The 22,927-nt window shown below is 48.6% G+C and carries 20 protein-coding genes; 6 read left to right on the top strand and 14 right to left on the bottom strand.

The features are described 5' to 3' along the window. Nucleotides 1-55 precede the first annotated feature (55 nt). Complete coding sequence (locus tag AC5FX6_RS05580; RefSeq protein ID WP_493596033.1) at nt 56-586, top strand: hypothetical protein; 531 nt, start codon at nt 56-58, stop codon at nt 584-586. 207 nt (nt 587-793) lie between these two features. Then, nucleotides 794-1,333, top strand: a complete 540-nt coding sequence (locus AC5FX6_RS05575; RefSeq protein WP_493596032.1) for an SRPBCC family protein — start codon at nt 794-796, stop codon at nt 1,331-1,333. Between the two features lie 82 nt (nt 1,334-1,415). On the opposite strand, the gene AC5FX6_RS05570 is transcribed toward AC5FX6_RS05575, so the two are convergent. The 9 genes from AC5FX6_RS05570 to AC5FX6_RS05530 all read right to left on the bottom strand — a co-directional run bounded on the left by AC5FX6_RS05570 (nt 1,416) and on the right by AC5FX6_RS05530 (nt 11,831). Then, entirely contained in the window at nt 1,416-1,577 is a 162-nt protein-coding gene (locus tag AC5FX6_RS05570) for a hypothetical protein (RefSeq protein WP_493596031.1), read from the bottom strand. A gap of 48 nt (nt 1,578-1,625) precedes the next feature. Further along, entirely contained in the window at nt 1,626-2,519 is an 894-nt protein-coding gene (locus AC5FX6_RS05565) for a hypothetical protein (RefSeq protein ID WP_493596030.1), read from the bottom strand. A gap of 117 nt (nt 2,520-2,636) precedes the next feature. Further along, nucleotides 2,637-3,506 (bottom strand): 4-hydroxy-tetrahydrodipicolinate synthase, encoded by an 870-nt coding sequence (gene dapA, locus AC5FX6_RS05560; RefSeq protein ID WP_493596029.1) that lies wholly within the window; start codon nt 3,504-3,506, stop codon nt 2,637-2,639. A 100-nt stretch (nt 3,507-3,606) separates the two neighbouring features. Then, the gene (locus AC5FX6_RS05555) at nt 3,607-4,341 is read right to left on the bottom strand and encodes a LytR/AlgR family response regulator transcription factor (protein WP_493596028.1); all 735 of its coding nucleotides are present in this window, start codon (nt 4,339-4,341) and stop codon (nt 3,607-3,609) included. 4 nt (nt 4,342-4,345) lie between these two features. After that, nucleotides 4,346-5,359, bottom strand: coding sequence for a sensor histidine kinase (locus tag AC5FX6_RS05550; protein ID WP_493596027.1), 1,014 nt, complete (start codon nt 5,357-5,359; stop codon nt 4,346-4,348). Between the two features lie 527 nt (nt 5,360-5,886). After that, nucleotides 5,887-7,899, bottom strand: a complete 2,013-nt coding sequence (ligA, locus tag AC5FX6_RS05545) for an NAD-dependent DNA ligase LigA (RefSeq protein WP_493596026.1) — start codon at nt 7,897-7,899, stop codon at nt 5,887-5,889. A gap of 377 nt (nt 7,900-8,276) precedes the next feature. Then, nucleotides 8,277-8,777 carry a DUF4920 domain-containing protein gene (locus AC5FX6_RS05540; RefSeq protein WP_493596025.1) on the bottom strand — a complete coding sequence of 167 codons (501 nt, stop codon included), beginning with the start codon at nt 8,775-8,777 and terminating at the stop codon, nt 8,277-8,279. Between the two features lie 124 nt (nt 8,778-8,901). After that, the gene (locus tag AC5FX6_RS05535; RefSeq protein WP_493596024.1) at nt 8,902-11,253 is read right to left on the bottom strand and encodes a patatin-like phospholipase family protein; all 2,352 of its coding nucleotides are present in this window, start codon (nt 11,251-11,253) and stop codon (nt 8,902-8,904) included. A gap of 11 nt (nt 11,254-11,264) precedes the next feature. Continuing rightward, the gene (locus tag AC5FX6_RS05530; protein WP_493596023.1) at nt 11,265-11,831 is read right to left on the bottom strand and encodes a hypothetical protein; all 567 of its coding nucleotides are present in this window, start codon (nt 11,829-11,831) and stop codon (nt 11,265-11,267) included. A gap of 294 nt (nt 11,832-12,125) precedes the next feature. Here AC5FX6_RS05530 and AC5FX6_RS05525 point away from each other — a divergent pair, with 294 nt between their 5' ends. Then, nucleotides 12,126-12,752: a cytochrome c oxidase subunit 3 gene (locus AC5FX6_RS05525; protein WP_493596022.1), complete on the top strand. Its 627-nt coding sequence runs from the start codon at nt 12,126-12,128 to the stop codon at nt 12,750-12,752. Nucleotides 12,753-12,757: 5 nt separating this feature from the next. On the opposite strand, the gene AC5FX6_RS05520 is transcribed toward AC5FX6_RS05525, so the two are convergent. Both AC5FX6_RS05520 and AC5FX6_RS05515 read right to left on the bottom strand, forming a co-directional pair. Next, entirely contained in the window at nt 12,758-14,944 is a 2,187-nt protein-coding gene (locus AC5FX6_RS05520; protein WP_493596021.1) for a T9SS type B sorting domain-containing protein, read from the bottom strand. Between the two features lie 67 nt (nt 14,945-15,011). After that, nucleotides 15,012-17,201, bottom strand: coding sequence for a T9SS type B sorting domain-containing protein (locus AC5FX6_RS05515; RefSeq protein ID WP_493596020.1), 2,190 nt, complete (start codon nt 17,199-17,201; stop codon nt 15,012-15,014). 301 nt (nt 17,202-17,502) lie between these two features. On the opposite strand from AC5FX6_RS05515, the gene AC5FX6_RS05510 reads away from it, so the two are divergent. Continuing rightward, complete coding sequence (locus tag AC5FX6_RS05510) at nt 17,503-17,970, top strand: hypothetical protein (protein WP_493596019.1); 468 nt, start codon at nt 17,503-17,505, stop codon at nt 17,968-17,970. A 125-nt stretch (nt 17,971-18,095) separates the two neighbouring features. Here AC5FX6_RS05510 and AC5FX6_RS05505 read toward each other — a convergent pair whose 3' ends face one another. The 3 genes from AC5FX6_RS05505 to AC5FX6_RS05495 all read right to left on the bottom strand — a co-directional run bounded on the left by AC5FX6_RS05505 (nt 18,096) and on the right by AC5FX6_RS05495 (nt 20,323). Next, complete coding sequence (locus AC5FX6_RS05505) at nt 18,096-18,527, bottom strand: DUF2147 domain-containing protein (protein WP_493596018.1); 432 nt, start codon at nt 18,525-18,527, stop codon at nt 18,096-18,098. Nucleotides 18,528-19,200: 673 nt separating this feature from the next. Next, a complete protein-coding gene (locus tag AC5FX6_RS05500) occupies nt 19,201-19,575 on the bottom strand; it encodes a hypothetical protein (protein ID WP_493596017.1) in 375 nt (124 codons plus the stop codon). 100 nt (nt 19,576-19,675) lie between these two features. After that, entirely contained in the window at nt 19,676-20,323 is a 648-nt protein-coding gene (locus AC5FX6_RS05495) for a C40 family peptidase (protein WP_493596016.1), read from the bottom strand. Between the two features lie 262 nt (nt 20,324-20,585). On the opposite strand from AC5FX6_RS05495, the gene AC5FX6_RS05490 reads away from it, so the two are divergent. Both AC5FX6_RS05490 and AC5FX6_RS05485 read left to right on the top strand, forming a co-directional pair. Then, entirely contained in the window at nt 20,586-20,999 is a 414-nt protein-coding gene (locus tag AC5FX6_RS05490) for a hypothetical protein (protein WP_493596015.1), read from the top strand. A gap of 100 nt (nt 21,000-21,099) precedes the next feature. Further along, entirely contained in the window at nt 21,100-22,902 is a 1,803-nt protein-coding gene (locus tag AC5FX6_RS05485; protein WP_493596014.1) for a M61 family metallopeptidase, read from the top strand. The last annotated feature ends 25 nt before the right edge of the window (nt 22,903-22,927 follow it).

Here is a 22,927-nt window from a genome sequence, read left to right as displayed (position 1 = left end):
CAAACAGCCGCAACAGAATGCTCTGTTGCGGCTGTTATTTTAATAAAGTAAAACAATGAAAGATAACAGAGATTATAATTACGGGGACTTCGATCGCCATAATCAACAGGAATATCCACGCCAGCAGCAGTACCGTGGCGAACGCCGCGATTGGGACAGAAGACCCGAAGACGAAGGAGCTGGAAGGCAGTACCGGGCGAGACACGAGGAGCCACGCATGCGCGAAGGAAACTACCGTGGCAACATGGAGGATTACTACAACACCACCTATGACACCAACAATTACAGTGGTGTGCCGCGACATGATGAGTACGGACTACCGCATGGTTCTGAAAACGATCTGGGACGTATCAGCCGCGGCAATCCGCAGTTTCACAACCCAGACAGCTTTGACCGGACACGTTACCGTTACAGCACCGGGTATAACCCCAATTATGACAACCCCGAAGAGGGTGACCTGTACCGTGACTTCGACAGCCGCGGCAACCACGGCTACCGCCATGATGCCTCTTATGGCAATGCAGACGAGTTTCGGGATTTCGGCGATGACCATTATGGCTCACGCGATCAGAGTAGAAGATACTAGGAATCAAGGTTTTAAAATGGTTGTTCGATATTGTATACTTTTTTTCACTATTGCGTATAAGTGACTATACATTAGTATTGAATTTCCATCTGAGAAAGGCCACAGCGTAACAGCTGTGGTTTTTTTCATTTTCCAGGACATTTATTGAATTGTATTAAATTCTTTTGGATTGATAAAATTTTACGTTTACAATAAACTTATATGCATGTGTTAAAGTCTTTCCTGCTTGGAGCAGTTACTTTAATCGCCATACTGGGCGTGATATCTATTAGTTTGCCTCGCCAGATTCATTTACAGCGCGATATCATCATCAATGCGCCTGCCGATATAGCCTATGAACAGCTCAGCGATTTGCGAAACTGGCCTAAATGGCTGCCTGGTCACCATATTGACTCCGGCAAATCGCTCAGTTACGCTGGGCCGCCCGTAGGCGCTCAGTATAACTGGACAAGTCAGCGACGTAGTATAGGGCAGAGCGTTGTCACTGTTGTTGCCGCTGAGCCACCAAGCCGCTTAGTTACTAATCTTGAATTTGATGAAAACGATAAAGCACACAGTACCTTCGTATTAGAGGAAACTGAAGACGGCACCAAACTCACCTGGCACTTTGATAAATATATGGGGGACAATCCCATCCGGAAATTTTCAGGTTTACTGATCGATAGCACTGTAGGAGAGGAGTTTGAGGATGGGCTCGAGAATATTAAAAAAGAAGTGGAGTCAAAGTACGTGCTGACTGATAAGTAATGACTGTGTTGAGCAGTGCCTTATTGGTTGAAATTGTGAGGTATAGCTTGCGGAGCTATACCTTTTCTATTTCTTTCTGATCTTAATCTTTCGGGATGATCGTGATTTTGACGTCTTTCTCCAGAATGGCGTGTTCATTCTTGTAGGGGACAGGTAGAAAAACAGCCAGCACAAAAAGAGCTACCGCTATACTTTCCAAATCAATGTCTTTGTCGATTTCTAGTTCGTCCCGGTGTTTTCTCACGGCTATACCTTGCGTTTGATTTTGCAGATATATAGCCTTAAGTCAAATTCAGGGTTTTGCCAGGCTATCAGGACTGGCGATTTCGGGATAAGCTTCCGTTTTAAAGTCAGCCACTTTCTTATAGAGCTTCCCTTTTTCCGCCAGTGATGACAGAAAAAGTGTGACCTTGGAATTGTTGAAATGGTTGGAAAGGTCAGCCACCAGATCCGGTATACCGTCGCGGTCAAGGTCACCGACCCATAGGAGCACATAGATCGCACTCTCGAAGTTATCATCAGATGCCAACTCTTGTGTGATCTTGCGACCGTTTTTAGTGCCCGTCACCGTCCACTTGTAATTCTGGACTGAGTAAGACTCCGATCCTTCCTGCTGTATACTGTCGCCGCTGGCAGTTAAGGTATAGGTCTTGCCTTTGAAGCTGAGATCCATGGATGTATTGGGCAGGATTACCTGCTGCGGGTAGCCCACGGTATCCACGGCATTGGCCTGCAGTTTGGCTATACCTGTCATGAATAGCAGCGTGTTAGGGTGTTCGCCGCGTACCTCACGTCCTGATCGTACCGGTCGGCCTTTGTCGAACACCGGATCAAAGAACGTAGTGACCTGTAGGCGGCTGGGCTGCAGTTTGAAAACGCTGTCTTCCTGTACCAGGGCCATCCAGCTTTTGTTTTCCGCACCTTGCCAGACTTCGTGTTTATGGAAGCGTCCTTCAATAAGAATTTTCGCAGCTGTGTTGGGTTCGGGACTTAGACCAGTAGTGTCCGGGATATAGTGCTCTAATTCGTCGTCAGGAGGTAGGGTGGCCGAGTCAGGCGCTTGCACCAAGCTTGAGTCGGTTTCTAATAAATGCGTATGATCTGTTTTGCTGTCCTGTGTCTGGTCCGGAGAGTTGTTGCAGGCCGCCATGCTCAAAGCTAAAAACAGGATCGCAGGTATACGCATGGTAATTGGGTAGTAGGATAGTAGAAAACGAATATAGCGAAAATATCTTTTGGGTGAATAAAAAAACAGGAAGGCTGACTTATGTCAACCTTCCTGTTCTAGCTGCTATACCTGGAGCTAGAGATTCTTATACAGTCGGTCCTTTAATCCCGCTGAAGCTTCCACTAACGGAAGGCGCACGGCGCCTTCACATACACCAAAGCGCTCCAGCAGTGCCTTCACACCCACTGGATTGCCTTCTTCATACATCATCGGGTTGATGTCCACGAAGTCGAAAAGCAAGTCAGTCGCTTCTTTGAACTGGTTAGCCAGACCCAGGCGGATCATGTTGCTGAACTTCTCCGGGAAGGCATTGGCCAGTACGGAGATCACACCCACGGCTCCGAAAGCCATCATTGGCAGGGTGAGCATGTCGTCACCGCTGATCAACAGGAAGTCGGCAGGCTTGTGTTTGGCAATGTACATGCACTGCTCCAGATTACCCGACGCCTCTTTGATACCAATGATGTTGCTGTGCCCTGCCAGCCGCACGGTCGTTTCAGGAGCTATGTTACTCCCTGTGCGACCCGGCACGTTGTATAGGATAACCGGCACCGGACAGGCATCGGCGATCTGCGTATAATGCTGGATAATACCCTGTTGTGAAGGTTTGTTATAGTAGGGACTCACTGAAAGGACAGCGGCTATACCTTCCAGATCCGTCTTCCGGATCGTGTCTAGTACGTGCTGTGTGCTGTTGCCACCCAAACCGTATACCAACGGCACACGACCATTCACATGCTTCTTCACAAAAGCCAGAATTTCGGCTTTTTCTTCAGTCGTCGTCGTCACGGACTCGCCCGTAGTGCCATTCACTACTAAGTACTCCACACCACCTTCTATGGTGAAATCAAGCAATTGGCGTAGGCCGTCGTAGTCCACATCCATGTTGCTGGCAAAAGGGGTTACCAAAGCAACACCCGTTCCTTTTAAGTTATCTTGTATCATGCGCTGTTTTTCTAAAGCACGAAGTTCGAACTATCCAACGGAATCTGCAAGTGCTTGCCTGAGCGTATAAGGATGCCAGCTATGATTATTTTACGAAATACTACTGTATATTATTCTCCTCTACCCAGTGCAGGAAGTGGTCTTTGTATACCTCACCAATCGGAATTTCTTTGTTGCCGATGCGAATGCGGCTCTTTTCGATGCTGTCAATCTTGTGCAGGGCAACAATGAAGGAACGATGCACGCGCATGAACTTCGACTCCGGCAGTTTTTCCATGGCCTTGTTCATACTTAGCAGCGTGATGATCTTGTGGTCTTTGGTCTGGATGATGATATAGTCTTTCAGGCCCTCGATCCAGAGAATGTCTGCAAAGTCGACGCGCACGGTTTTGTAGTCGGCTTTCACAAACATGAAATCCTGTTCAGGCGCATGGGGTGCAGGCGCTGCTGCCGGAACTTCCGTTACTTTCTGGCTGCGCTGCAGGCGTTCCTGCGCTTTGGTTACAGCTTTCAGGAAACGGTCGTAAGGGATAGGCTTGAGGAGGTAGTCCACTGCGTCGTGGTTGAAGCCTTCGAGTGCGTAGTTGGGATAGGCCGTCGTGAAAATGATCAGCGGCTGGTGCTTAAGAATATTCAGAAATTGTATCCCAGTGAGTTCAGGCATCTCGATGTCCAGGAACATCAGGTCAATCTGCTCTTCCTGCAACACTTGCATGGCCTCCGTGGCGCTGGAGCATGTTTTCACAAGTTTGAGAAATGGCAGTTTGCTCACATAGCTCTCAATGATGTCAAGGGCAAGCGGCTCGTCGTCAACGGCAAGGCAGCGGATGGTCATAGGTTTACTTTTTTGGTTGGAAGTACAGTTTCAGCGAAGCAAAGAATGTATCGTCTTTCTCTTCTAAATACAGTTCGTGTCGGTGAGGGTAGAGCAAGTTAAGGCGTTGCTTTAGATTTTGCAAACCAATGCCGCCAAAGTCCTTTTTTTTGTGCGTGCTGCTATTGTTTACCGTCGAGAATTGCAGCCAATCATCCGTTACCACCAGGTTGAGCGTAATGCCCACCTCGTTGCGACTCACCAGTCCGTGTTTGAAAGCATTCTCTACCAGCGTCATCAGTAGCATCGGTGCAATCTGTTTACCGGATGTGTCACCTTCTACGTTCAGGCGGATGCTGGTCTGCTCACGTAGGCGCAGCTTCTGCAGGTCAATGAAGTTTTGGATATGCTCGACTTCCTTCTCCAGGCTCACCAGCGTGTCGTTGCTTTCGTAGAGCATGTAACGCATCAAAAGCGAAAGCTTCATGATAGCATCGGGCGTCTCGGGTGACTGCTTATAGGCCAGTGAGTAGATGTTGTTGAGGGTGTTGAAGAGAAAGTGTGGATTTACCTGCGACTTCAGGAAGTTCAGCTCAGCAGCCAGCTTCTGGTTCTCCAGTTCCTTGTTGCGTCGCTCGTTTCGGATGTAATTGCCTGTAACTTTCAGGGCCGAACTGATGAACACCACGATCAAGCCAGCCAGCACATAGTTAAGGATGCGGTCGGAAGAGTAGAGCATTGTCATGCCCGGATTGAACTCCCGGAAAACGTAGAAGTCGAGCGGAGAGCGTACCAGTGCGACGGCTGTCAATGTAAGCAGGACAACTCCGAGGTATCCGAAAATTTGATTTCTGGCCAGAAACCGAGGTATAAGCACATACCAGTTGAGGTAGAAGATCATCATGGCGAAGCTCAGCCCTACCAGCGAGTCGATCGCCTTGTTAAAGGTAAGACCACGCTGAAATTGAATGTAAAAGATCCAAGCTCCAAAAAATGCCCAGGCTGCCACATGTATGGCTAATTTGTACCGCTTCTTCATGGTAAATGGTGGTAGGGCTACTAAGTTCAAGGCCATATGTTGCTTATGGGTAGTAAAAGCGAGTGCTGCGACAGCTAGTAATCAGAAACTGTAGCAGAAGATAGATGTCAGAAGGAACATTTCAATCTCTCGTTCTACTAATTATTTCCACTAAATAGGTCGGGTAAGCACTTGTTTAGATATCAGTCTATTGCTGAAGTTAAGCAATATTACGACGCTTCCATATAAACCAGGCCTTATACTATACAGAAGGGCTAACCAGCCCTATCAAATCTGCAATTTAAAAGATTAAACCGGTAAAGGATAGAAACGGTTGTTTGTATATCCTTTTGGGCTGTTCGTCTATTTCATTTTTATTTGTCAGCTTAAATGCCTCCATTTGTAGCATACCTCCCGGCTGTATGCTGTGTCGGGAAGACGGGCTTTGCGGCCTGTATCAGAGTTTAATTGTTTTTATTGTTTGTTTGTAAATCAGTAAGCGCCGGCCTCTTGTAGACCGGCGCTTACTTATTATAAAAGCGTTCAGATTATTGGCTGACCATCCCTAAAAACTCATCCTCAGACAGAATGGTAATGCCGAGTTTATTTGCCTTCTCGAGTTTAGAGGGTCCCATTTTGTCGCCGGCTACCAGGTATGAGAGTTTGGCCGAAATAGAGCTGACCACTTTGCCGCCGTGGCTGACAATGATGCGCTGCAATTCCTCGCGACTCACGCTTTCAAACACACCCGATATCACAAAGGTCTTGCCTTCCAGTTTATCGCTTTCCATTTCAGGAGCGGTGCTTTCACCCTTGAACTGCAGACCAGCGGCCTTCAATCGTTCGATCAGTTCCTGGTGCTCTGGTCTGCCGAAGTACTGTATCAGCGACTGTGCGATCCGGTCACCAATCTCGTTTACAGCGATCAGTTCTTCATACAGTGCGCCACGCAGTGCTTCGATATCGGGGAACTGCTCAGCTAGTTTTTTGGCGACAGTGCTTCCCACATAGCGGATACCCAGCGCAAACAGCACGCGGTCGTAAGGCGTCTGCTTCGACTTCTCCAAGCTGTTGAGGATGTTGTTGGCCGATTTCTCGCCCATGCGCTCCAGGTTCACTAAGTGCTCAAACGTCACATCATACAGATCGGCCACATTGTGTACCAAGCCAGCTTTGTACAGCTGTTCAATGGTTTTCGGGCCAAGCTCGTCGATGTTCATGGCTTTGCGGGAGATAAAGTGCTCCAGCTTAGACATAATCTGCGGTGCGCAACCTTCCTCGTTCGGGCAGTAGAAGTTCGCCTCACCCTCAGTGCGTACCAGTTCAGTGCCGCAGGCCGGGCAGTGTGTTGGATAGATGATTGGCTGTGAGTCAGCAGGGCGTTTGCTGAAATCCACACCGGTGATCTTCGGTATAATTTCGCCGCCTTTCTCCACGTGCACTATATCTCCCAAGCGCAGGTCCAGGCGCTGGATTTCATTGGCATTATGCACAGAAGCACGTTTTACGACCGTTCCGGCCAACAGCACCGGCTCCATGATGGCCACAGGGGTAACGGCACCAGTACGGCCGATCTGATACTGAATGTCAAGCAAGCGGCTCACAGCGCTCATGGCCGGATATTTATAAGCAATCGCCCAGCGCGGACTTTTGGCGGTATAGCCCAGCTCCTCCTGCAGGGCATAGCTGTTCACTTTCACCACCACGCCGTCTGTAGCGATTGGTAGCTCATGGCGTTTTTGTTCCCACTCATTGATGTAGTCCAGCACGGTATCGATGGAGCTGCACTTGCGCCAGGTATCCGATACCTTGAACCCCCATTTCTGGATGGCCTGCAGACTCTCTGAATGTGTGTCAAATGGATTAGGTGAGCTCATGAAGCCGTAAGAGAAGCACCCCAGTTTGCGGCTGGCCACAATGGCCGAGTCCTGCTGCTTGAGCGTGCCCGATGCCGCATTGCGTGGATTGGCCAGCAGTTGCTCGCCGGATTCTTCGCGTTCGGCATTGAGTTGTTCGAACACCTGCAAGGGCAGAAACACCTCGCCACGCACTTCAAAACTTTCCGGGAAACCACTGCCGTGCACCTGCAACGGAATGTCACGGATCGTGCGCACATTGGCTGTGATATCATCGCCACGTGTGCCGTCGCCGCGGGTGGCGCCCTGCACAAACTCACCATTCTCGTAGGTGAGGCTGATGGCCACGCCGTCGAACTTCTGCTCGCACACATACTCCACTTCGTCGCCTACTATTTTGCGCACGCGCTTGTCAAACTCACGCAGGTCTTCCTCGGAATAGGTATTGCTCAGTGAAAGCATCGGATACTTGTGCTGTACCGTCTTGAAGCTTTTGGTGATGGTGCCACCTACACGCTGGGTAGGGGAGTTGGGCTGGCGCAGTTCCGGGTGCTGCTGCTCCAGTTGCTGGAGTCGCTCCAGCATCATATCGAAGTCGTAGTCACTGACTTCTGAAATGCTGTTCTGGTAGTATTGGTAGTTAAGGTAATTTATACGTTGGGTGAGCTCCTGAATCTCAGTAGCCGGATCGTGTGCTAAGGCCATAAGGTATTTCTGTTTGGTCTGTAAAAATAGAGAACCGGGCGCAGGCTGCCAAGTACCACTGGTTTTAAAATCTTATATCCGAGAATGTCGCTAACCTAGGTATTGGAGCGGTTGAGTTATCCGTTAACTTAAAAACCAACTATACTCGTTCACGTCCTACGAGTATGATCGAACGGGCGGACTCCGGCCACTTTTAATCTGTGTCTCATTGTATAAGTAGCGGGACGCCACTGCATTTCTCACACTCGCAGGACGCGAACGAATACCTGAGCCAGCACAAAATGGACCTGCTAAACCAGATATAAGGTATAGCGCAAGACATAAGAAAGCGGCTGCTCTTTCGAACAGCCGCTCAGGTATAGGTATCGCGTAAACGACTATTTCAGTTTCACGCCCTCGGCTACGAAGCGCAACTCTTCTCTTGGTTGGGTAATGGCTGCAATCTCCTCGGCTGACTTGCCTGCATCCTCAGCAAAGTGGCGCTGGTCCTCCACGGAAATTACTTCATGCTTGGCCATACCTGTAAATACCGCCGTTTTGCCTGACAGGTCTTCTACCGGCAGGAAGAAGCCATAGTCCTTGAACGTTACTTTCATCGTGCTGCCGTCTTCCAGTTTCACATCCATCCAGCATCCTTTTGACTGGCAGCTTTGCACGATCTCGGCAGCAACTGTAGCCTGTATAGAGTCGTTTCCGCTAACAGCTTGCTGCAACTGGCCGGCTGAGAGCACGTCTGTTTCCGCGAATGTAGCGCCGTAGGCATTCGCCTCGGTTTCGGCTACGGCTTCAGTGGTAGCCTGACCCTCGTTGGTTGTTTCGGTCTGCGAGCAGGACTGCATTGCGGCAGCTGCCAGTAGCATGACAAATAATCTTTTCATACAGGTGTGGGATTGGTTGTGAAGGTCAAATATAAAGATTATCCACTAAGCGCAAAAGCGTTGCAGACTGATCCCGCTAAAAAGCAGGTATACGCTCCTGAACGGCTGATAAACCTCTTTTTAATTACTCCAATGCTCTGTTTTGGAAAAGCAAAAAGCCCAGATGAAACAGCACGCCCCATTCTTTGGTCTGGTCGTTATAGTAGTTGAGACTGAGGGCGGCAGGACCCAGTATGCCATGGTACACAACAGCCGCTGTGGCCGCTACACCAGTGCCTGTCAATCGTTTACCGTAGTAGGGCTGCTGGTCATCGTTCTGGAGGATGGGTCGGTATGGTTGGAACAAGTAGCCTTCTGTGCGAGCCTCCAGCCGAGGTGTGATCAGGTATACGTATTGCAGTCCTCCTGCCACAAACTCATGCGCCCGAAAACGATCCAGGAACAAGGTGCGGCTATCTGCCAGTGGGTGAAAAGCAGGTGCTATGGTCAGGGTTGAGCGATAGTTGCTAAAAAAAGGCTGTGTAGAGAGCACGCCTTCGAGTCGGTAACCGAAACGATGGCTCCCGCTGCCCAAGAAGTTCTCAAAAAGCAGTCGGCCATAAAACCAGCTGTGGTCTTGAGATTGTCCGGGTAGTTCATTGGCAGTAGAGCCGGGTGTGTATTTCTCGGTCGCGCTGACCATACGACCTGTGGCCGTAAACATGCGTCCGCCGGAAGGATACTGCTTCCGGTTCAGTCCTCCACGTCTGAAAGTGGCGCTTACTGTCAGTCCGCTCGTTGCGGTGCGGTCGAGGGTATCGGAGCGCTGTATCTCAAGACGATTGCTATACCTGTCGATGTGCTGCGCATAGGCCGTACTCAGTACCAGCTTACCTTTGTAGGTGTTTGTGAAGCCTAGGTTGAGAGCAAAATTTCGGTCGGTTTGTTCCAACAGCGGTACATTGTTTCGTTCCAGCAAAAAACCTGTGGTAGATAGAAAATTCCAGTGATTGTAGGTAAAAGCAGGTTCAACATAATAGGGTAGGCTGGCGGGCACATCGATACGTGTGCGAAGTTGGGCGCCCTGATAAAAACGACCCGTCTGAAAACTACCAGCGAAGGTATAGAGTTGACGGCCAAGCACGCTATACTCCAGACCAGCGTAAATGTTGTCAATGGGGCGAGAGGCCAGCACGCCTCCCAATGCTATTTTCAAACCATCTTCCTTCTTCACATTCAAGTGCAGGTCATAGGCCTTCGCCTGGGCATTGTAGCGCATGGTCGGGTAGAGGTTTCGGAAGTTGTCAATGGCTGCCAATCGGTAATAGCCTGTTTTGACGTCCTGCATGGAGTAGCCGTTCTCCTGTGAGCTTCTGAAAAAGCGCTCAACAAAGTCCTGTTGATTCCCTTTCAATCCCTGAATCTCAACGTTGCGAAAGATTTGTGGCTGAAAGCCGCTTCTGAATTTTTCGCGCTTTGCACCCAGGTCAGCGGCGCTCACCCTACGTTTTATTTTCTGCAGGATCTGCTCCATGTTTTTGTTTGTCTCCTTGTAGCCTGCGGCGAAGAAGTCCTCGACGTTTTTAAAGTCGAGGGAGGTCAGGTTCCCAAGTTCGGGCTGCAGATAGATATCCTTCTCATTAAGATCTGTGGAGTCGGAGTTCGACATCATGGCATAGAGCAAAGTATAAGCCAGGTCAAAGTCATCTTTGTCGTAGGGGTACTCACTGTAGGTTTTGGAAGAGACATTCACGCCGATGATAATATCCGGATTAAAGTCGTTTCGGGCTACATCCACCGGAAAGTTATTGTAGAGTCCGCCATCAAATAACAGCCGCTTCTCAATCCGGATGGGCTTGTAAAACAAAGGCACTGTAAGCGTGGCCCGCACGGCATCTGCCAGCTGCCCCTTGCGCAGGATCACTTGTTGCTGCGTGAAAATGTCAGCTGCCACACAGCGGTAAGGGACCATCAGCTTGTCAAAGTCATAGCCGGCGCGGGCGGCAGGCTGGGAGAGGAGCTGCGCCAGGGCAAAATTGAGCGAAGCATCGTTCACAAGATTGGAAGTGAGCTTGGCCTGAAAAGTCGAATCGATCGCTACATGCAGCTTAAGCAGAGCAGGGTTGGGGTCGGGGGAGGCGAAGTTGTAGGTATAGTTCTGCTCTGGCTTGCCAGTGGCCCAGGCCTGAAAGGCTTCAGTGTGAATCAGGTATTCGATCTCGGCAGGAGAGTAGCCGGCGGCATAAAGCGCTCCTACAATTCCACCCATAGAAGTGCCCACGATGTAATCGATCGGGATGTTGTTTTCTTCCAGCGCCTTGAGTACGCCCACGTGCGCTATACCTTTGGCTCCACCACCACTCAGTACCAATCCTACTTTTTGGGCATAGCTGGCCATTGACCCACTTAGCAGTTGGACAAATAGCAGCAGGTACAGACGGGCGATGTTATATACCTGTATTCCTTTACGGTGGCGGGCAGCCTGCAATAGGCGCATGGCAATTTGTTTTATCGGTTCCCAAGGTCAGCCCAACGGGCACTGCGTATCGTGAACAGCATCCGCCCCGTCAACCTGGACGTGTAGCGGGCGGGCACACGCAGGCGCAAGTCCTGCAGCATCAGTTCAAAACTGGCACTGAAGGTGATCATGTTACGATCAGGTGTGAACGTGACAGGGACAACTATCTCTTTAATGACTCCTTGTATATTGATGAAGACCCTGCTGTTCAAGGTCTGTCTGTTTCGGTTACCGGCATTGATCTGCTCGATAGGCGCTTCGATCTCGATGTACAGGTCCGGGTAGCGGGATACGAAAAAGATATCCTGAACCATGGAAACCGGGCTGGAGTCATTGGCTGGCAGCAAGTTCTCGATCGGCAGGAGGCATTCAAGTTTACGCGTATTCTGATCGTATCGCACCAGCATTTTATTGGACTGGTAATCGTACAAGCTGCGCTCCCCCTCCAGGCTGATTTGAATAGTATTATTGGCTGTGTAAGGGATACGGTGCTGCTGCGCCTGCGCAGTAACGGTTAACAGGATAATGCAAAGTATAGGCAGTAGAAATTTTGTCATAAACGGACTTGTTGTGGCATGTACTTCTGCTAACGCAAAACAGCTAAGAAAGGTAAAGCGGCGAGCAGGCTTTTATGACAGTAAATTTTGCGGAAACAGGCTGAGGCTTGTATTGGACTGGACAATCGGACCTTTAACGGAAGCAAGTCCGTAAAATCTTATTTTTTGTGATGCATTTTCAAAACTATAACCCCCTCTAGATGGTATATAGAAATAGATAAATTACCCTTAATCCAAATTGAACAGAGGAGGCCCACAGCCATAAGGCGGGAATGCTCGGGGAGATGACTCGACATGAATCAGGATAGAAAGAACAAGGTAGACGCACGCCAAGGCTCAGCATTTGGCAAAATAGAGCATCTGCACCCGATACGGATGTTGCTATACCTGAGTATGGTCGGTATTGCCGTGCTTTTCTTTGTGCTGGTTGTTGCCTTTGTTCGAACGGGCGGATTTGGGAGTGAGCAGTTTTCCCTTCCTAAGTTTTTCAGCGTGAGCACGCTGTTGCTACTGTTTAGCAGCTACACCATCAACAAGGTTCCCCGCATTTACAAGAAGGATAAGCTTCGCAAAATGACCCGCTATCTGGCGCTGACTTTTATGTTGGGGGTTGCCTTCATTGGGGCCCAGATCCTGGGGTGGCGCGAACTGACTCTATCCGGTGCATATTTCACCGGCAAGGCTTCCGGGAGTTACCTATACCTGATCACAGCGCTGCATCTTCTGCACTTACTCGGCGGCATGATCTTCCTGGCTTTCCTCCTGATCAAAACCGCCCATATGGCTAACGATGGGGTACGCAGCCTCATCTTCATCCGCGATCCTTACCGCCGACTCCAGTTATCGATGCTCAACACGTACTGGCATTTTTTGGGAGCGCTCTGGCTTACGCTATACCTGGTTATCCTTTTCATGGCCTGATCGCACTAGCGCACCAGTGTCACTGAGCCTTTGTATTTGCCCGCCCCATAGTCGATCACATAATAGTATACCCCTTCATTTACGTCTTTTCCGTCCCATTTAAAGTCATTTGCTTTGCTGGAGAATACTTCCTTGCCCCAGCGGTTGTAAATGCGGATGTGCTGAAATATGCTGGTACACACGTCTGCGGGCATACCTGGTATCTCAAAGAAGTCATTCAGACCATCACCATTGGGTGTGAAAATATTTGGCGGTGAAAAGTTCTTATAATCCGGGGTACGCACTTTAAACTCCATTGTGATGGTCTGATCAGGGGAGGGAGCGCAGGCATCTTCTTTTAGTTGGAAGTTAACGCGCACGATCCCCTGCTCAAATACACTGCAGTTTGCCTGCCAGGTAAAGAGACCTTCTGAAGTTCCAGCCCCACTGGTCGATGTAAAACTCATTCCCATCTCTTCCAGTTGAAAGCCCTCTACTGATGCGGTCATACTCAGCTGGTGCAGATCCAGGTCTATTCCCTGAAAGGAAGCCTCGAATTTCTCATCCAGATCAACTTCAAATACCAATACCTCTTTATTTGTTGTAAACACAGGCGCCTGGTTAGGGTATACGGTTCGGATTTCAATCAATTCGGTGCGGGAGACGGGTTCACCACAGATCAGGGAGGTAGCCGTGAACTCTACCAGGTAAGAAGGTATAGCAAGTGCGTCACAGTCTATTTGCCAGGAAAATGGTGAAGATACCTGGCCTATACCGGAGCGATTTTTAAAAGAAATGGGCACCGACCGCAAATCAAAGTTTTTGCCTGTCGCTGTGATACTGACCTCGTCATTGTCGGGGTCAGAACCCAGCACATTGAAATCAATCAGATCGCCCTCCATCACTTCAATCACCTTGTCTGGCCTGGAAAGAGCGATGCCAGGAGGTTCGTTGGGCACGGGGTCGATCATGAAACTGACCTCCAGGGTGTCTAGGCGTGGCAGGCTACAGGCATTGTCTTTCACAATCAGGTTGAGCTTATAGACTCCTCCAGCGGTGTCGAAGCACTCGGCAAAACAGAGCGTAGCCCGCAACGAATCGGGAGCAGCTGGACCATTTACAACGCCAGTAGTGGAGCCGGAAAATGAATAGGTGCTATTGCTGAAATTAACAGCCTGGGCAAAAAGTGTGAGCGTAGCGTTAGGGTCAGGGTCGGTAAAAACCACATCGAGACAGCGAGCCTCACCGGGCCGGATGCGCAGAACTTCGCCTTGCTTGTAATTTCGTTTTTGCCCTATTGCTTTGGCCACTACAACAGGCGAGTCGTTGCGGGGGCAGTCTTTCACGAGCAGTTGAAAATCACGTCTTACTTCGCCTATCTTCACGCCGTTGCGATACTCATGTACGCGAACACTAAACACAAATAAACCGACGTTGCGTGGACGAACAGTCAGGCGACCGGTTTGTGCATCAATTCTTAGAGGGGGCGAACCAAGGATCTGGTTTTCGCGGTCATAGCCGGGGCGCCACTTTACTTCGGGGTATGGCGCAGGACTCGGTATGGGCTTGGAAATACTGCCTCCCCCGGTGAAGCCATTCAAAGGTGTTACCAATTCATAAACCAGCGAATCACCGTCGTCATCAATACCCCCAAAATCGTAGTAGAACAATTCGTTTGCGCAGGCATAGTCGCTAAGTGGAGGAAACAGCCGGGGCGTCGAATTCACAAACGGCATGTTATGGAGAGAAACAGCTGGAAACTCTAAATAGTATGCCTGCCCCGATCCTTCGGGGTTAATGATATTAGTGATGATGTTGTTCCGGCAGCAGCGCTCCCAGGTCATGTAATAGCCATTTGGACTATTGAAAGTGCTGGGAGAAAACACTATATCCTGGTAATAAACAAGGCGATTGGTTTGGAGCTCGCCAATGGTACAGGCGACATCTGTGTAATCGACAGGTGTCCCACTGCGCAGGGGCAAAATCACATCACTTATGGGAGTATTGAGCCGCCTGTCAAATATGCGAACGGATACACTTGCGTCCAGAGCCTCTGGATTTCCGTTTACGGCATCAAAATACAGGATCAGTGAAATACGGTAGGTATAGCCTTCCAGGTGCTGCATCTCTAACTCACCTCCAACAATATGGGAAGCTATTGCCCTTACGTTCAACAGCAGCAAACAGCTTGTGAGTAGAAAACATCGCTTCATTGTTTCACGATTAAGAAATAGTGAATGAAAGCGGCAGGCAAAGCTATACCTGTCCTATCATGCTTGGCTAGCGCACCAGTGTCACTGAGCCTCTGAATTTATCGGCCCCATAGTCGATTACATAGTAGTATACGCCATCATTTACGTCCTTGCCGTCCCACTTAAAGTTATGCGCCGTGCTGGCGAACACCTCTTTGCCCCAGCGGTTGTAAATGCGGATATGCTGGAAGGAACTGGTACAAACGTCAGCTGGCATGCCGGGTATTTCAAAGAAGTCATTCAAGCCGTCATCGTTCGGCGTGAAAATGTTGGGCGGCGTGAAATTCTTGTAGTCCGGTACTTTCACCTTAAACTCCATTGTGATCAGCTGCAGCGGGGACGGAGCGCAGGCATCTTCCTGCAGTATAAAATCCACGCGCAGCACACCCTGTTGGAAAGCATCGCAATTGGCTACCCAATTGAACTTGCCCGTAGCTGCGCCAAGTCCGCCTGTCGACGTAAAGGTCATCCCCATTTTGCTAAGGTCAAAGTTCTCGCCACGTGCCAGCATGCTGAGCAAGTGCCCATCCAGGTCAGTACCGTTAAAATTAGCCTCGAAAGGTTCGTTCAGGTCGACCTCGAACACCAATACCTGTTTGTCAGTTGTAAGCACTGGTATCTGATTGGGATAGTCTGTGCGCACCTCTATGACTTCCGTCCGTGTCAGTTCTTCGCCGCACACCATGGAGGTTGCCGTAAATTCGATCTTATAAGAGTCTTGCCGCAGTGTCTCACAATCTATCTGCCAACTGAAGGGTGACTGTACCTGCCCAATGCCGCTGCTGCCTTGGAAATTGATCGGAACGGTGTTCATGTCAAAGTTCAGGCCTTTGGCCGAAATGGTTACTTCGTCGTTGTCGGCATCGAAACCCAGTACGTTGAAGTCAATGACATCACCTTCCATCACATTGAATAAGCGATCAGGTTTTGATAACTGAATAGAAGGCGGCTCGTTCGGTATAGGATCAATCACAAAGCTCACTTGCAGTGTATCCTGCCGTGGCAGACTACAGCCATTGTCTTTCACGATCAAGTTAAGTTTATATACCTGGCCCTGGGTATCAAAGCATTCTTCAAAACAAACATTGGCCTGCAGCGACTTCTGCCCGCCGGGACCATTTACTACACCACTGGTTGTGCCCGAGAAGGTGTACTGATCGCTGCTGAAGTTCACAGGACGCGCATAAAGCGTGATTCTGGAGTTAGGATCCGGGTCGGTAAACTCTACGTTCAGGCAGCGGGCATCGGTCGGGCTGATGCGGATGATATCTCCCTTCTTGTAATTGGTGGTTTGTCCGTTGAACCTGGCCTGTACTGCAGGGCTTTCGTTGCGGGGACAGTCTTTCACGAGCAACTGAAAGTCGCGACGCACTTCGCCTATCTTCACGCCATTGCGGTACTCCTGCACGCGCACGGCAAACACGAAGAGGCCAACACGGTCCGGGCGAACCGTCAAACGACCGGTTTGCTTTTCAATGATAATAGGAGGGGTGCCCTGTATCTGGTTTTCGCGGTTATACCCGGGTAGCCACTTAACCTCTGGGTATGGAGCAGGCCTGGCAATCGGAGCGGCATTGGTAGGGTCTGCTGTGGCAAAGCCATTCAGTGGAGTTACCATGTCATATACCAATGAGTCGCCATCTGCATCGGTTCCGCTAAAGTCGTAGTAAAACAACTCGTTGGCACAGGCATAATCGCTAAGCGGCGGAAACAGTCGTGGAGAGGAATTGATAAACTGCGTACCGTTTCTGGTGACAGGGGGAAACTCCATGTAGAACACCTGGCCGGCTGCATCCGGCATCACAATGTTATTGATCGTGCGGTTGCGGCAGCAGCGCTCCCAGGCCATGTAATAGCCTTGGGGGCTGTTAAACATATTAGGAGACAAGACTACATCCTGGGAGTAGACAATGCGCCGGGTACGCAGCTCTCCGGTTGTACAGGCAATATCGGTATAGTTCACAAAGGTGTCACTGCGCAGTGGCAGCTGCACATCCATCATGAAGCGGTTGTTGAGCTTATCGAAGATGCGAATATTCGCAGAGGGGTCCCGGGCGCCTGGTGTACCGTTTACATCATCAAAATAGAGGTTCATGGTAATGAGATAGGTATAGCCCGAGCGGTGCTCTATCTCCAGTTCGCCACCTACTATATGTGTGGCTGTAGCCTGCAGACAAACCATGAGGAGGCACATCAATAGAAGTAAAGCGTGTTTCATATGTAGCGACGTTTTGGGACTCCCGGCAGATTCCGGTAATACAGGAACAGTAGTGGGGTATAAGTTACAGGAAATCCTGAAACTTCCCTATTGGGTCTCAAATTTTTATAGAGGCAGTACCCAACATTCAACTGGTTTTTCCGTTATAGGGCTTCTGGGAATCATCTTAAAATTGCAACTGCGAGTCGGAATATTACTGTTTATACGTAACTAAAACAATCCATGTCAATCAGAGTTATAAGCTGACAGAGAATGTTTGGTACCCTTCATAAATGATCGTTTACCGGATAATGTATATACCATGATGACGCTAACACAAGAACTTGAATTAAAGAAAAAACTGCTGCAGGAGTCCACTAGATTATTGAATATGCAAATACAGGCAGCCAAAGAGGCTATGGACGAAGCACAGGAAAGCGCTAATGAGCACCATGGCGCCATAGAGGACAAATTTGAATCATTCCGGGAAGCCTGTCAGATACAACGGGATATGTATGCCCGTCAGCTGGACGAACTGATCACGACCATGGGTGTCCTTAAACGGGTAAATTCAACGAAGGAAAACAAAGAAGTGTCGTTTGGAGCGGTAGTAATGACAGAATTGCAGAACTACTTTATAGGCGTCAGCCTGGGGGAGATGAAAATAGACGGGGAGTCGTTTTACGCCATATCAGGTATGTCACCACTTTACAAGGCGATGGCCGGTAAAACCGGCGGTGAAACATTTGTTTTCCGTGACAAGACCTACAAAGTGCTGCAGGTATTTTAAGCCTCGCAGGTATGATGGCAAACCTTTTGCGCCAAAAACAGTTTAATAAAGCAGTAAAGGGTTGAAAACAGAAAAGGTTGGCTTTAGGGCCAACCTTTTTTGCATGATATGATCAGACTAACCGATTACTCTACACGGGTCCAGTTTTGTGTCCGGCCAATGAGTGAAATGCCGATATAGCCTTTTACTTCCATTTTGTCCTTGCCCTTCATCTTCATGTAGCAAGAGTACGTTTTGCCGCTCTCCGGATCATAGATCGTGCCGTCATCCCATTTGTTGTCGCCATCATACTTGAAGTCTTTCATGAACACCATGCCTTGCAAAGGGCGGTTGCGCATTTTTTTGTCCGGATTGTTATCATCCAGTTTTGGTTTGCCATTTCTGAGTGGCTCTTTCAGTTGCACGATCTTACCATACAGTTTATCGCCTGACTGGTAAATCTCAAAACGAGCTTTGCCTTCTTCATTGGTCCAGATGCCGACAGGAGAAAGTTTCTGCGCCCACACTACAGTTGAAAAGAGCATAAGGGCTACAAGGGTTAGCAGGTGTTTTTTCATGATTTGGGTTTTGTTTGATAAGATTAGTAACGAAATATATGTAAAATAATTCATTTTTCAACTAAAATACGCCTTCGGTCGATTTTTTAGCAAAGACTGGTTTATTTTTCTTCTTTTGAAAGATAAGCTATAGGCATTGTTAATTTTTATTTAGAGCGAAAGCGGGCCATTCAAATTTTGCACAGGCTTCATTCTGAATAAGTTAATTATACTGTATGCAATTTAGGGGCCAGCATGGCTGGGGACGGAAAGAAAATGTGATAAAATAAGTGCTAAACCTTGTGAACTTATCAGCGTTATTTTAACTTTATACTATCAGTTAAGCGGCGAGTGCTGCGGCTTTGCGTATGACTGCCTCGGGCAGCGACGCCTAGTTTATGTCGGACTAAAGAGAAAGGAGGTGCTATGTCTAATCCATCAGTCGTCTTAGTAAGCCTTGGTAATAGTGTTCACCTTAACAGTGAACTGGCTTAGTAAGCAGTGAGTATCTACTGCTTACGCAGTAAATATTACCTTTGGTCTTGAGTGATGGTGCTGCTGCAAAACAGGGCGCCGCTTGTTAAGATTTGAAGGATTCTTTAAAGCGCTTGATGTAACTTGACGGGCTACATCAAGCGCTTTTCTTTTTGTATACCTGTATACCTGCGTAGTTTAATTTGTACGCGTCCCCAGCTTACAGATCATCTTTATAAATCGTGTTATTGCGCAGTCGTCTTTCCCTTAAAAAAGAAGCCACATAAGAGAATACCGCTAAAAAGCAGCTGATGCCCATCAGCAGGATGAGGATATGTTTGCTGTCCCAAATAAAGTTATCCGGGTCTATGCGCAGGATGAGTAAAAATGCAGCCAATAACGTGAGAGCCGACACCGTGTGGAATACAAAGCGGTTGTGACGCTTTAGATGATAAGTGGTAGCAAGCAGCAGAATGCCAAAAGCAGGAGCCAGGAGGGCGACCATCGGTCGGGAAGGCGTCAGGAAATAAGCGGCCAAACCGGCAATGATCAGCACAAGGGCATTAATGGAATTAGCAATGTAAGGATGCACCATGGTCATTTCTTTTATATGAAATTTGCCCGACCAGCTAATGCCAGTCGGGCTATATAGTGTATCTTACGTAAAGATCGGTCATTAATGTTTGGGCTATACCTTAGAGCACACGTCTGATACCCAGAAAACGCCTGTCATATCCTGTGCCTTCTACCTGGCTGATCTTGACGCCACCGTTAGATGAGGAATGTACAAAACTGATCGTATCACCTGGCTCAGAAATAACAATACCAACATGGCCCGGCTCTCGTACCTGTGGGTTTGTTCCTGTGAAGACAACAAGATCGCCTGGTCGGGCTTCATCCCGCGCTACAGGTATGCCATCCTCAGATTGGGTAGTAGAAGAGCGCGTCACGGGTACGTCAAACTCCTGGTATACATGAGATGTGAAACCTGAGCAGTCAAAACCGCTACTGCTCGTTCCGCCATATACATAAGGAGTACCCATCAGCGTCAGGGCATAAGCAATCATAGCATCGGCCGATGTAGAGCCGCTCGCATCTTTCCAGGACGTGTTACGACTACTTTTACTGGAAGGCTTAGTTTTAACGATATCTGAAGCTGACTGATCGCTACGATTAACGAATTTTATAAGCTGCTTATCGGATCCTGTTTTATCGGTTTTAAGACTGGCAAAATGTACAGCAGTAATCTCCTCAGTAGGAGAAGCTGCCTGGTCGTTGCCAGCAGATAATAATATCAATAACAACACAACAGGGGCAAGCATTAAGGCAAATATCTTTTTCATAGGGTTAGGGCTTAAGTTCAGTAACAACAACTATGGAAATATCGTGCCAGACTTGCCAAATAACTCAAACCACGATGCTTCACAATACAGGGGAGGTATGGTCAAAATAGCCTGCAATATTTTAACAGTCATTTCAGGGATGTTCGTCAGCTGTTTTTGGCTATTCATATAAATTATAGCAAAAATCAAATTAACATGGTATAATATAGTTAATATTTAGCATAAATTTTATATTTTTGCAGATGATATAATAGGTATTGTAATGAAATTGTATAAGTCAGACACCTGTGGAGTAGATTATGTAGCAGATCGGTTAGAATTACAGTATAACCGAACGGTGCAGGCGGATGAATTTAGGAGAGGCTTACTCACAGCCCTGCGATTTGCACGGGATCATCAGGTAAAGCTGTGGCTATTAGACCTGCGGCAGATCGGTAAATTGAGTGAAGAAGACGAGACCTGGTTGCAGGTGCAGTTATTCCCTCAAATTATGATGCATCTGGGTACAGGCAACCACGTTGCCCTGGTAGTAGACGAGCGCTGCTATCAGGATATGGTGAAAGAGTCCGGCCTTCTGGGACTTCAGAGCTACAATTCATTTATCATCCTGAATACTTTCTGCAGTTTGCAGACTGCCATCGATTGGCTCGACCATCGCCAGTCCGAGTGTGCCTGAACAGTAAATTGGTGCTATACCTGATAGGCGTGGATTTTGAAAAGCTGGCTTTTTATCGTAAAATGCCGGAAAGCTTCTCATCATCAATTCACCTAAACGCATGTTTCAACCAAAACAATCTCTTCTAGTACTACTCTTATCCTGTTGTTTATTTTTCCTTGTTAGCCTTTCGGCCTTTGCTGCTGACCTGCGCTATACCTTGTCTATGCCTGAGCCTCACACGCACTATTTTGAGGTCGGTGTAACTTTAAGCGATGCACGCCAAAACTATATTGATTTTAAAATGCCGGTTTGGGCACCGGGCTCATACCTGGTGCGTGAGTTCGCTAAAAACGTAGAGGGCTTTACTGCAACCGACAAGGCAGGTAAGCCATTGCGGCACGAGAAAATCAGCAAAAATACCTGGCGTGTGTATAGCAACAAAGCCAATGCCGTACAGGTGCGCTACAAGGTATACGCATACGAAATGAGCGTACGAACCAGCTTTCTGGATGCTTCCCATGGTTATGTAAACGGAACCAGTGTGTTTATGTACCCTGAGGGCTACCAGCAAGAGCAGGGTACACTGACAGTACAGCCTTACAAAGATTGGAAAACCATATCCACAGGCCTGAAAAGCAGTGGTAATTTCACCTATACCTTCCCTAATTACGATATCCTGGCAGACTCACCGTTAGAAATTGGCAATCATGAAGTGCTGCGCTTTGAAGCAGGTGGTGTGCCCCATGAGGTAGCCATGTACGGCGAAGGCAATTACGAGCCAAAACGCCTATTGGCCGATATGAAGAAAGTAGTGGAAGAATGCATCAGCCTGATGGGCCAGTTGCCTGTTGACCGCTACGTATTCATTGTGCACAACCTGCACCGCGGGGGTGGGGGACTGGAGCATCTGAACTCTACCACGTTGCAAACAAGTCGTTGGAATTACGGCACGGAGCAGGGCTACACTGGCTTTATGGCCTTAGTGGCTCACGAGTACTTTCACCTCTGGAACGTGAAGCGATTACGTCCTGCGCCACTTGGCCCATTTGATTATGACAAGGAGAACTACACCCGCCTGCTTTGGGTGTCAGAGGGCATTACCAGCTATTACGATGACCTGCTTACCCACAGAGCCGGCCTAATGCGTACAGAGCGCTACCTGGATGTAGTGGCCGGCAGTATCAACTCGGTGGAGAACACACCGGGCAATCAGGTGCAAACGGTGGCTGAGTCCAGCTTCGATGCCTGGATCAAATATTACCGTCGTAACGAAAACTCAAACAATGCCGAGGTATCCTATTATACCAAAGGGGGCGTCCTGGGTCACTTGTTGAACATGGAGATCATGAAAAACACGAAGGGTGATAAAAGCCTGGATGACGTAATGCGCTACATGTATGAACGCTACTACACTAAACTGAATCGCGGGTTTACAGAGCAGGAGTTTAAAGAGGCATTGGAGCGTTTTGCCGGGCGCAAGCTCGATGATTTCTTCCAGAGTTATGTGCATGGTACCGAAACACCGGATTACAATAGTTATTTTGAGGCAGCCGGACTGCGTCTCGTTAACCAGAATGAAGGGGTGCTTAACCTGAACTGGGGAGCCGGAACGGCCGTGGAGAATGGCAGAACGATGATAAAAACAGTGGCACGCGGCAGCAGCGCCTGGGAGGGAGGCCTGAATGTGAACGATGAGCTCATAGCCATAGATGGATACAGAGTTGAAAGCGATATATCCGCTTTGATCAGTGGGCGTACCATCGGCGATAAAGTACCTGTCACCGTAGTGCGCGATGGCAAGCTGTTGGAACTGCAGGTACCTATCGTAGCAGACAAGAGCGTGCGCTATCGATTTGAGCGTGTAGAAAACCCAACGGCAGTGCAGCAGAAAATTTATAATAAATGGCTGAAGCAGGGCTAATCATTTTACCTGATCATATATAATA

The sequence above is a fragment of the Pontibacter sp. LHS2 genome (assembly GCF_058932845.1).
This window is presented reverse-complemented; position numbering and strand designations above follow the sequence as displayed.

Excerpts from the sequence above, each read along its gene's own strand:
- ligA (WP_493596026.1), bottom strand. The coding sequence starts at position 7,899 with ATGGCCTTAGCACACGATCCGGCTACTGAGATTCAGGAGCTCACCCAA.
- AC5FX6_RS05525 (WP_493596022.1), top strand. The coding sequence starts at position 12,126 with ATGAATCAGGATAGAAAGAACAAGGTAGACGCACGCCAAGGCTCAGCA.
- AC5FX6_RS05555 (WP_493596028.1), bottom strand. The coding sequence starts at position 4,341 with ATGACCATCCGCTGCCTTGCCGTTGACGACGAGCCGCTTGCCCTTGAC.
- AC5FX6_RS05500 (WP_493596017.1), bottom strand. The coding sequence starts at position 19,575 with ATGGTGCATCCTTACATTGCTAATTCCATTAATGCCCTTGTGCTGATC.
- AC5FX6_RS05540 (WP_493596025.1), bottom strand. The coding sequence starts at position 8,777 with ATGAAAAGATTATTTGTCATGCTACTGGCAGCTGCCGCAATGCAGTCC.
- AC5FX6_RS05580 (WP_493596033.1), top strand. The coding sequence starts at position 56 with ATGAAAGATAACAGAGATTATAATTACGGGGACTTCGATCGCCATAAT.
- AC5FX6_RS05565 (WP_493596030.1), bottom strand. The coding sequence starts at position 2,519 with ATGCGTATACCTGCGATCCTGTTTTTAGCTTTGAGCATGGCGGCCTGC.
- AC5FX6_RS05485 (WP_493596014.1), top strand. The coding sequence starts at position 21,100 with ATGTTTCAACCAAAACAATCTCTTCTAGTACTACTCTTATCCTGTTGT.
- AC5FX6_RS05495 (WP_493596016.1), bottom strand. The coding sequence starts at position 20,323 with ATGAAAAAGATATTTGCCTTAATGCTTGCCCCTGTTGTGTTGTTATTG.
- AC5FX6_RS05520 (WP_493596021.1), bottom strand. The coding sequence starts at position 14,944 with ATGAAGCGATGTTTTCTACTCACAAGCTGTTTGCTGCTGTTGAACGTA.
- AC5FX6_RS05510 (WP_493596019.1), top strand. The coding sequence starts at position 17,503 with ATGATGACGCTAACACAAGAACTTGAATTAAAGAAAAAACTGCTGCAG.
- AC5FX6_RS05530 (WP_493596023.1), bottom strand. The coding sequence starts at position 11,831 with ATGACAAAATTTCTACTGCCTATACTTTGCATTATCCTGTTAACCGTT.
- AC5FX6_RS05505 (WP_493596018.1), bottom strand. The coding sequence starts at position 18,527 with ATGAAAAAACACCTGCTAACCCTTGTAGCCCTTATGCTCTTTTCAACT.
- AC5FX6_RS05535 (WP_493596024.1), bottom strand. The coding sequence starts at position 11,253 with ATGCGCCTATTGCAGGCTGCCCGCCACCGTAAAGGAATACAGGTATAT.
- AC5FX6_RS05550 (WP_493596027.1), bottom strand. The coding sequence starts at position 5,359 with ATGAAGAAGCGGTACAAATTAGCCATACATGTGGCAGCCTGGGCATTT.
- AC5FX6_RS05515 (WP_493596020.1), bottom strand. The coding sequence starts at position 17,201 with ATGAAACACGCTTTACTTCTATTGATGTGCCTCCTCATGGTTTGTCTG.
- AC5FX6_RS05490 (WP_493596015.1), top strand. The coding sequence starts at position 20,586 with ATGAAATTGTATAAGTCAGACACCTGTGGAGTAGATTATGTAGCAGAT.
- dapA (WP_493596029.1), bottom strand. The coding sequence starts at position 3,506 with ATGATACAAGATAACTTAAAAGGAACGGGTGTTGCTTTGGTAACCCCT.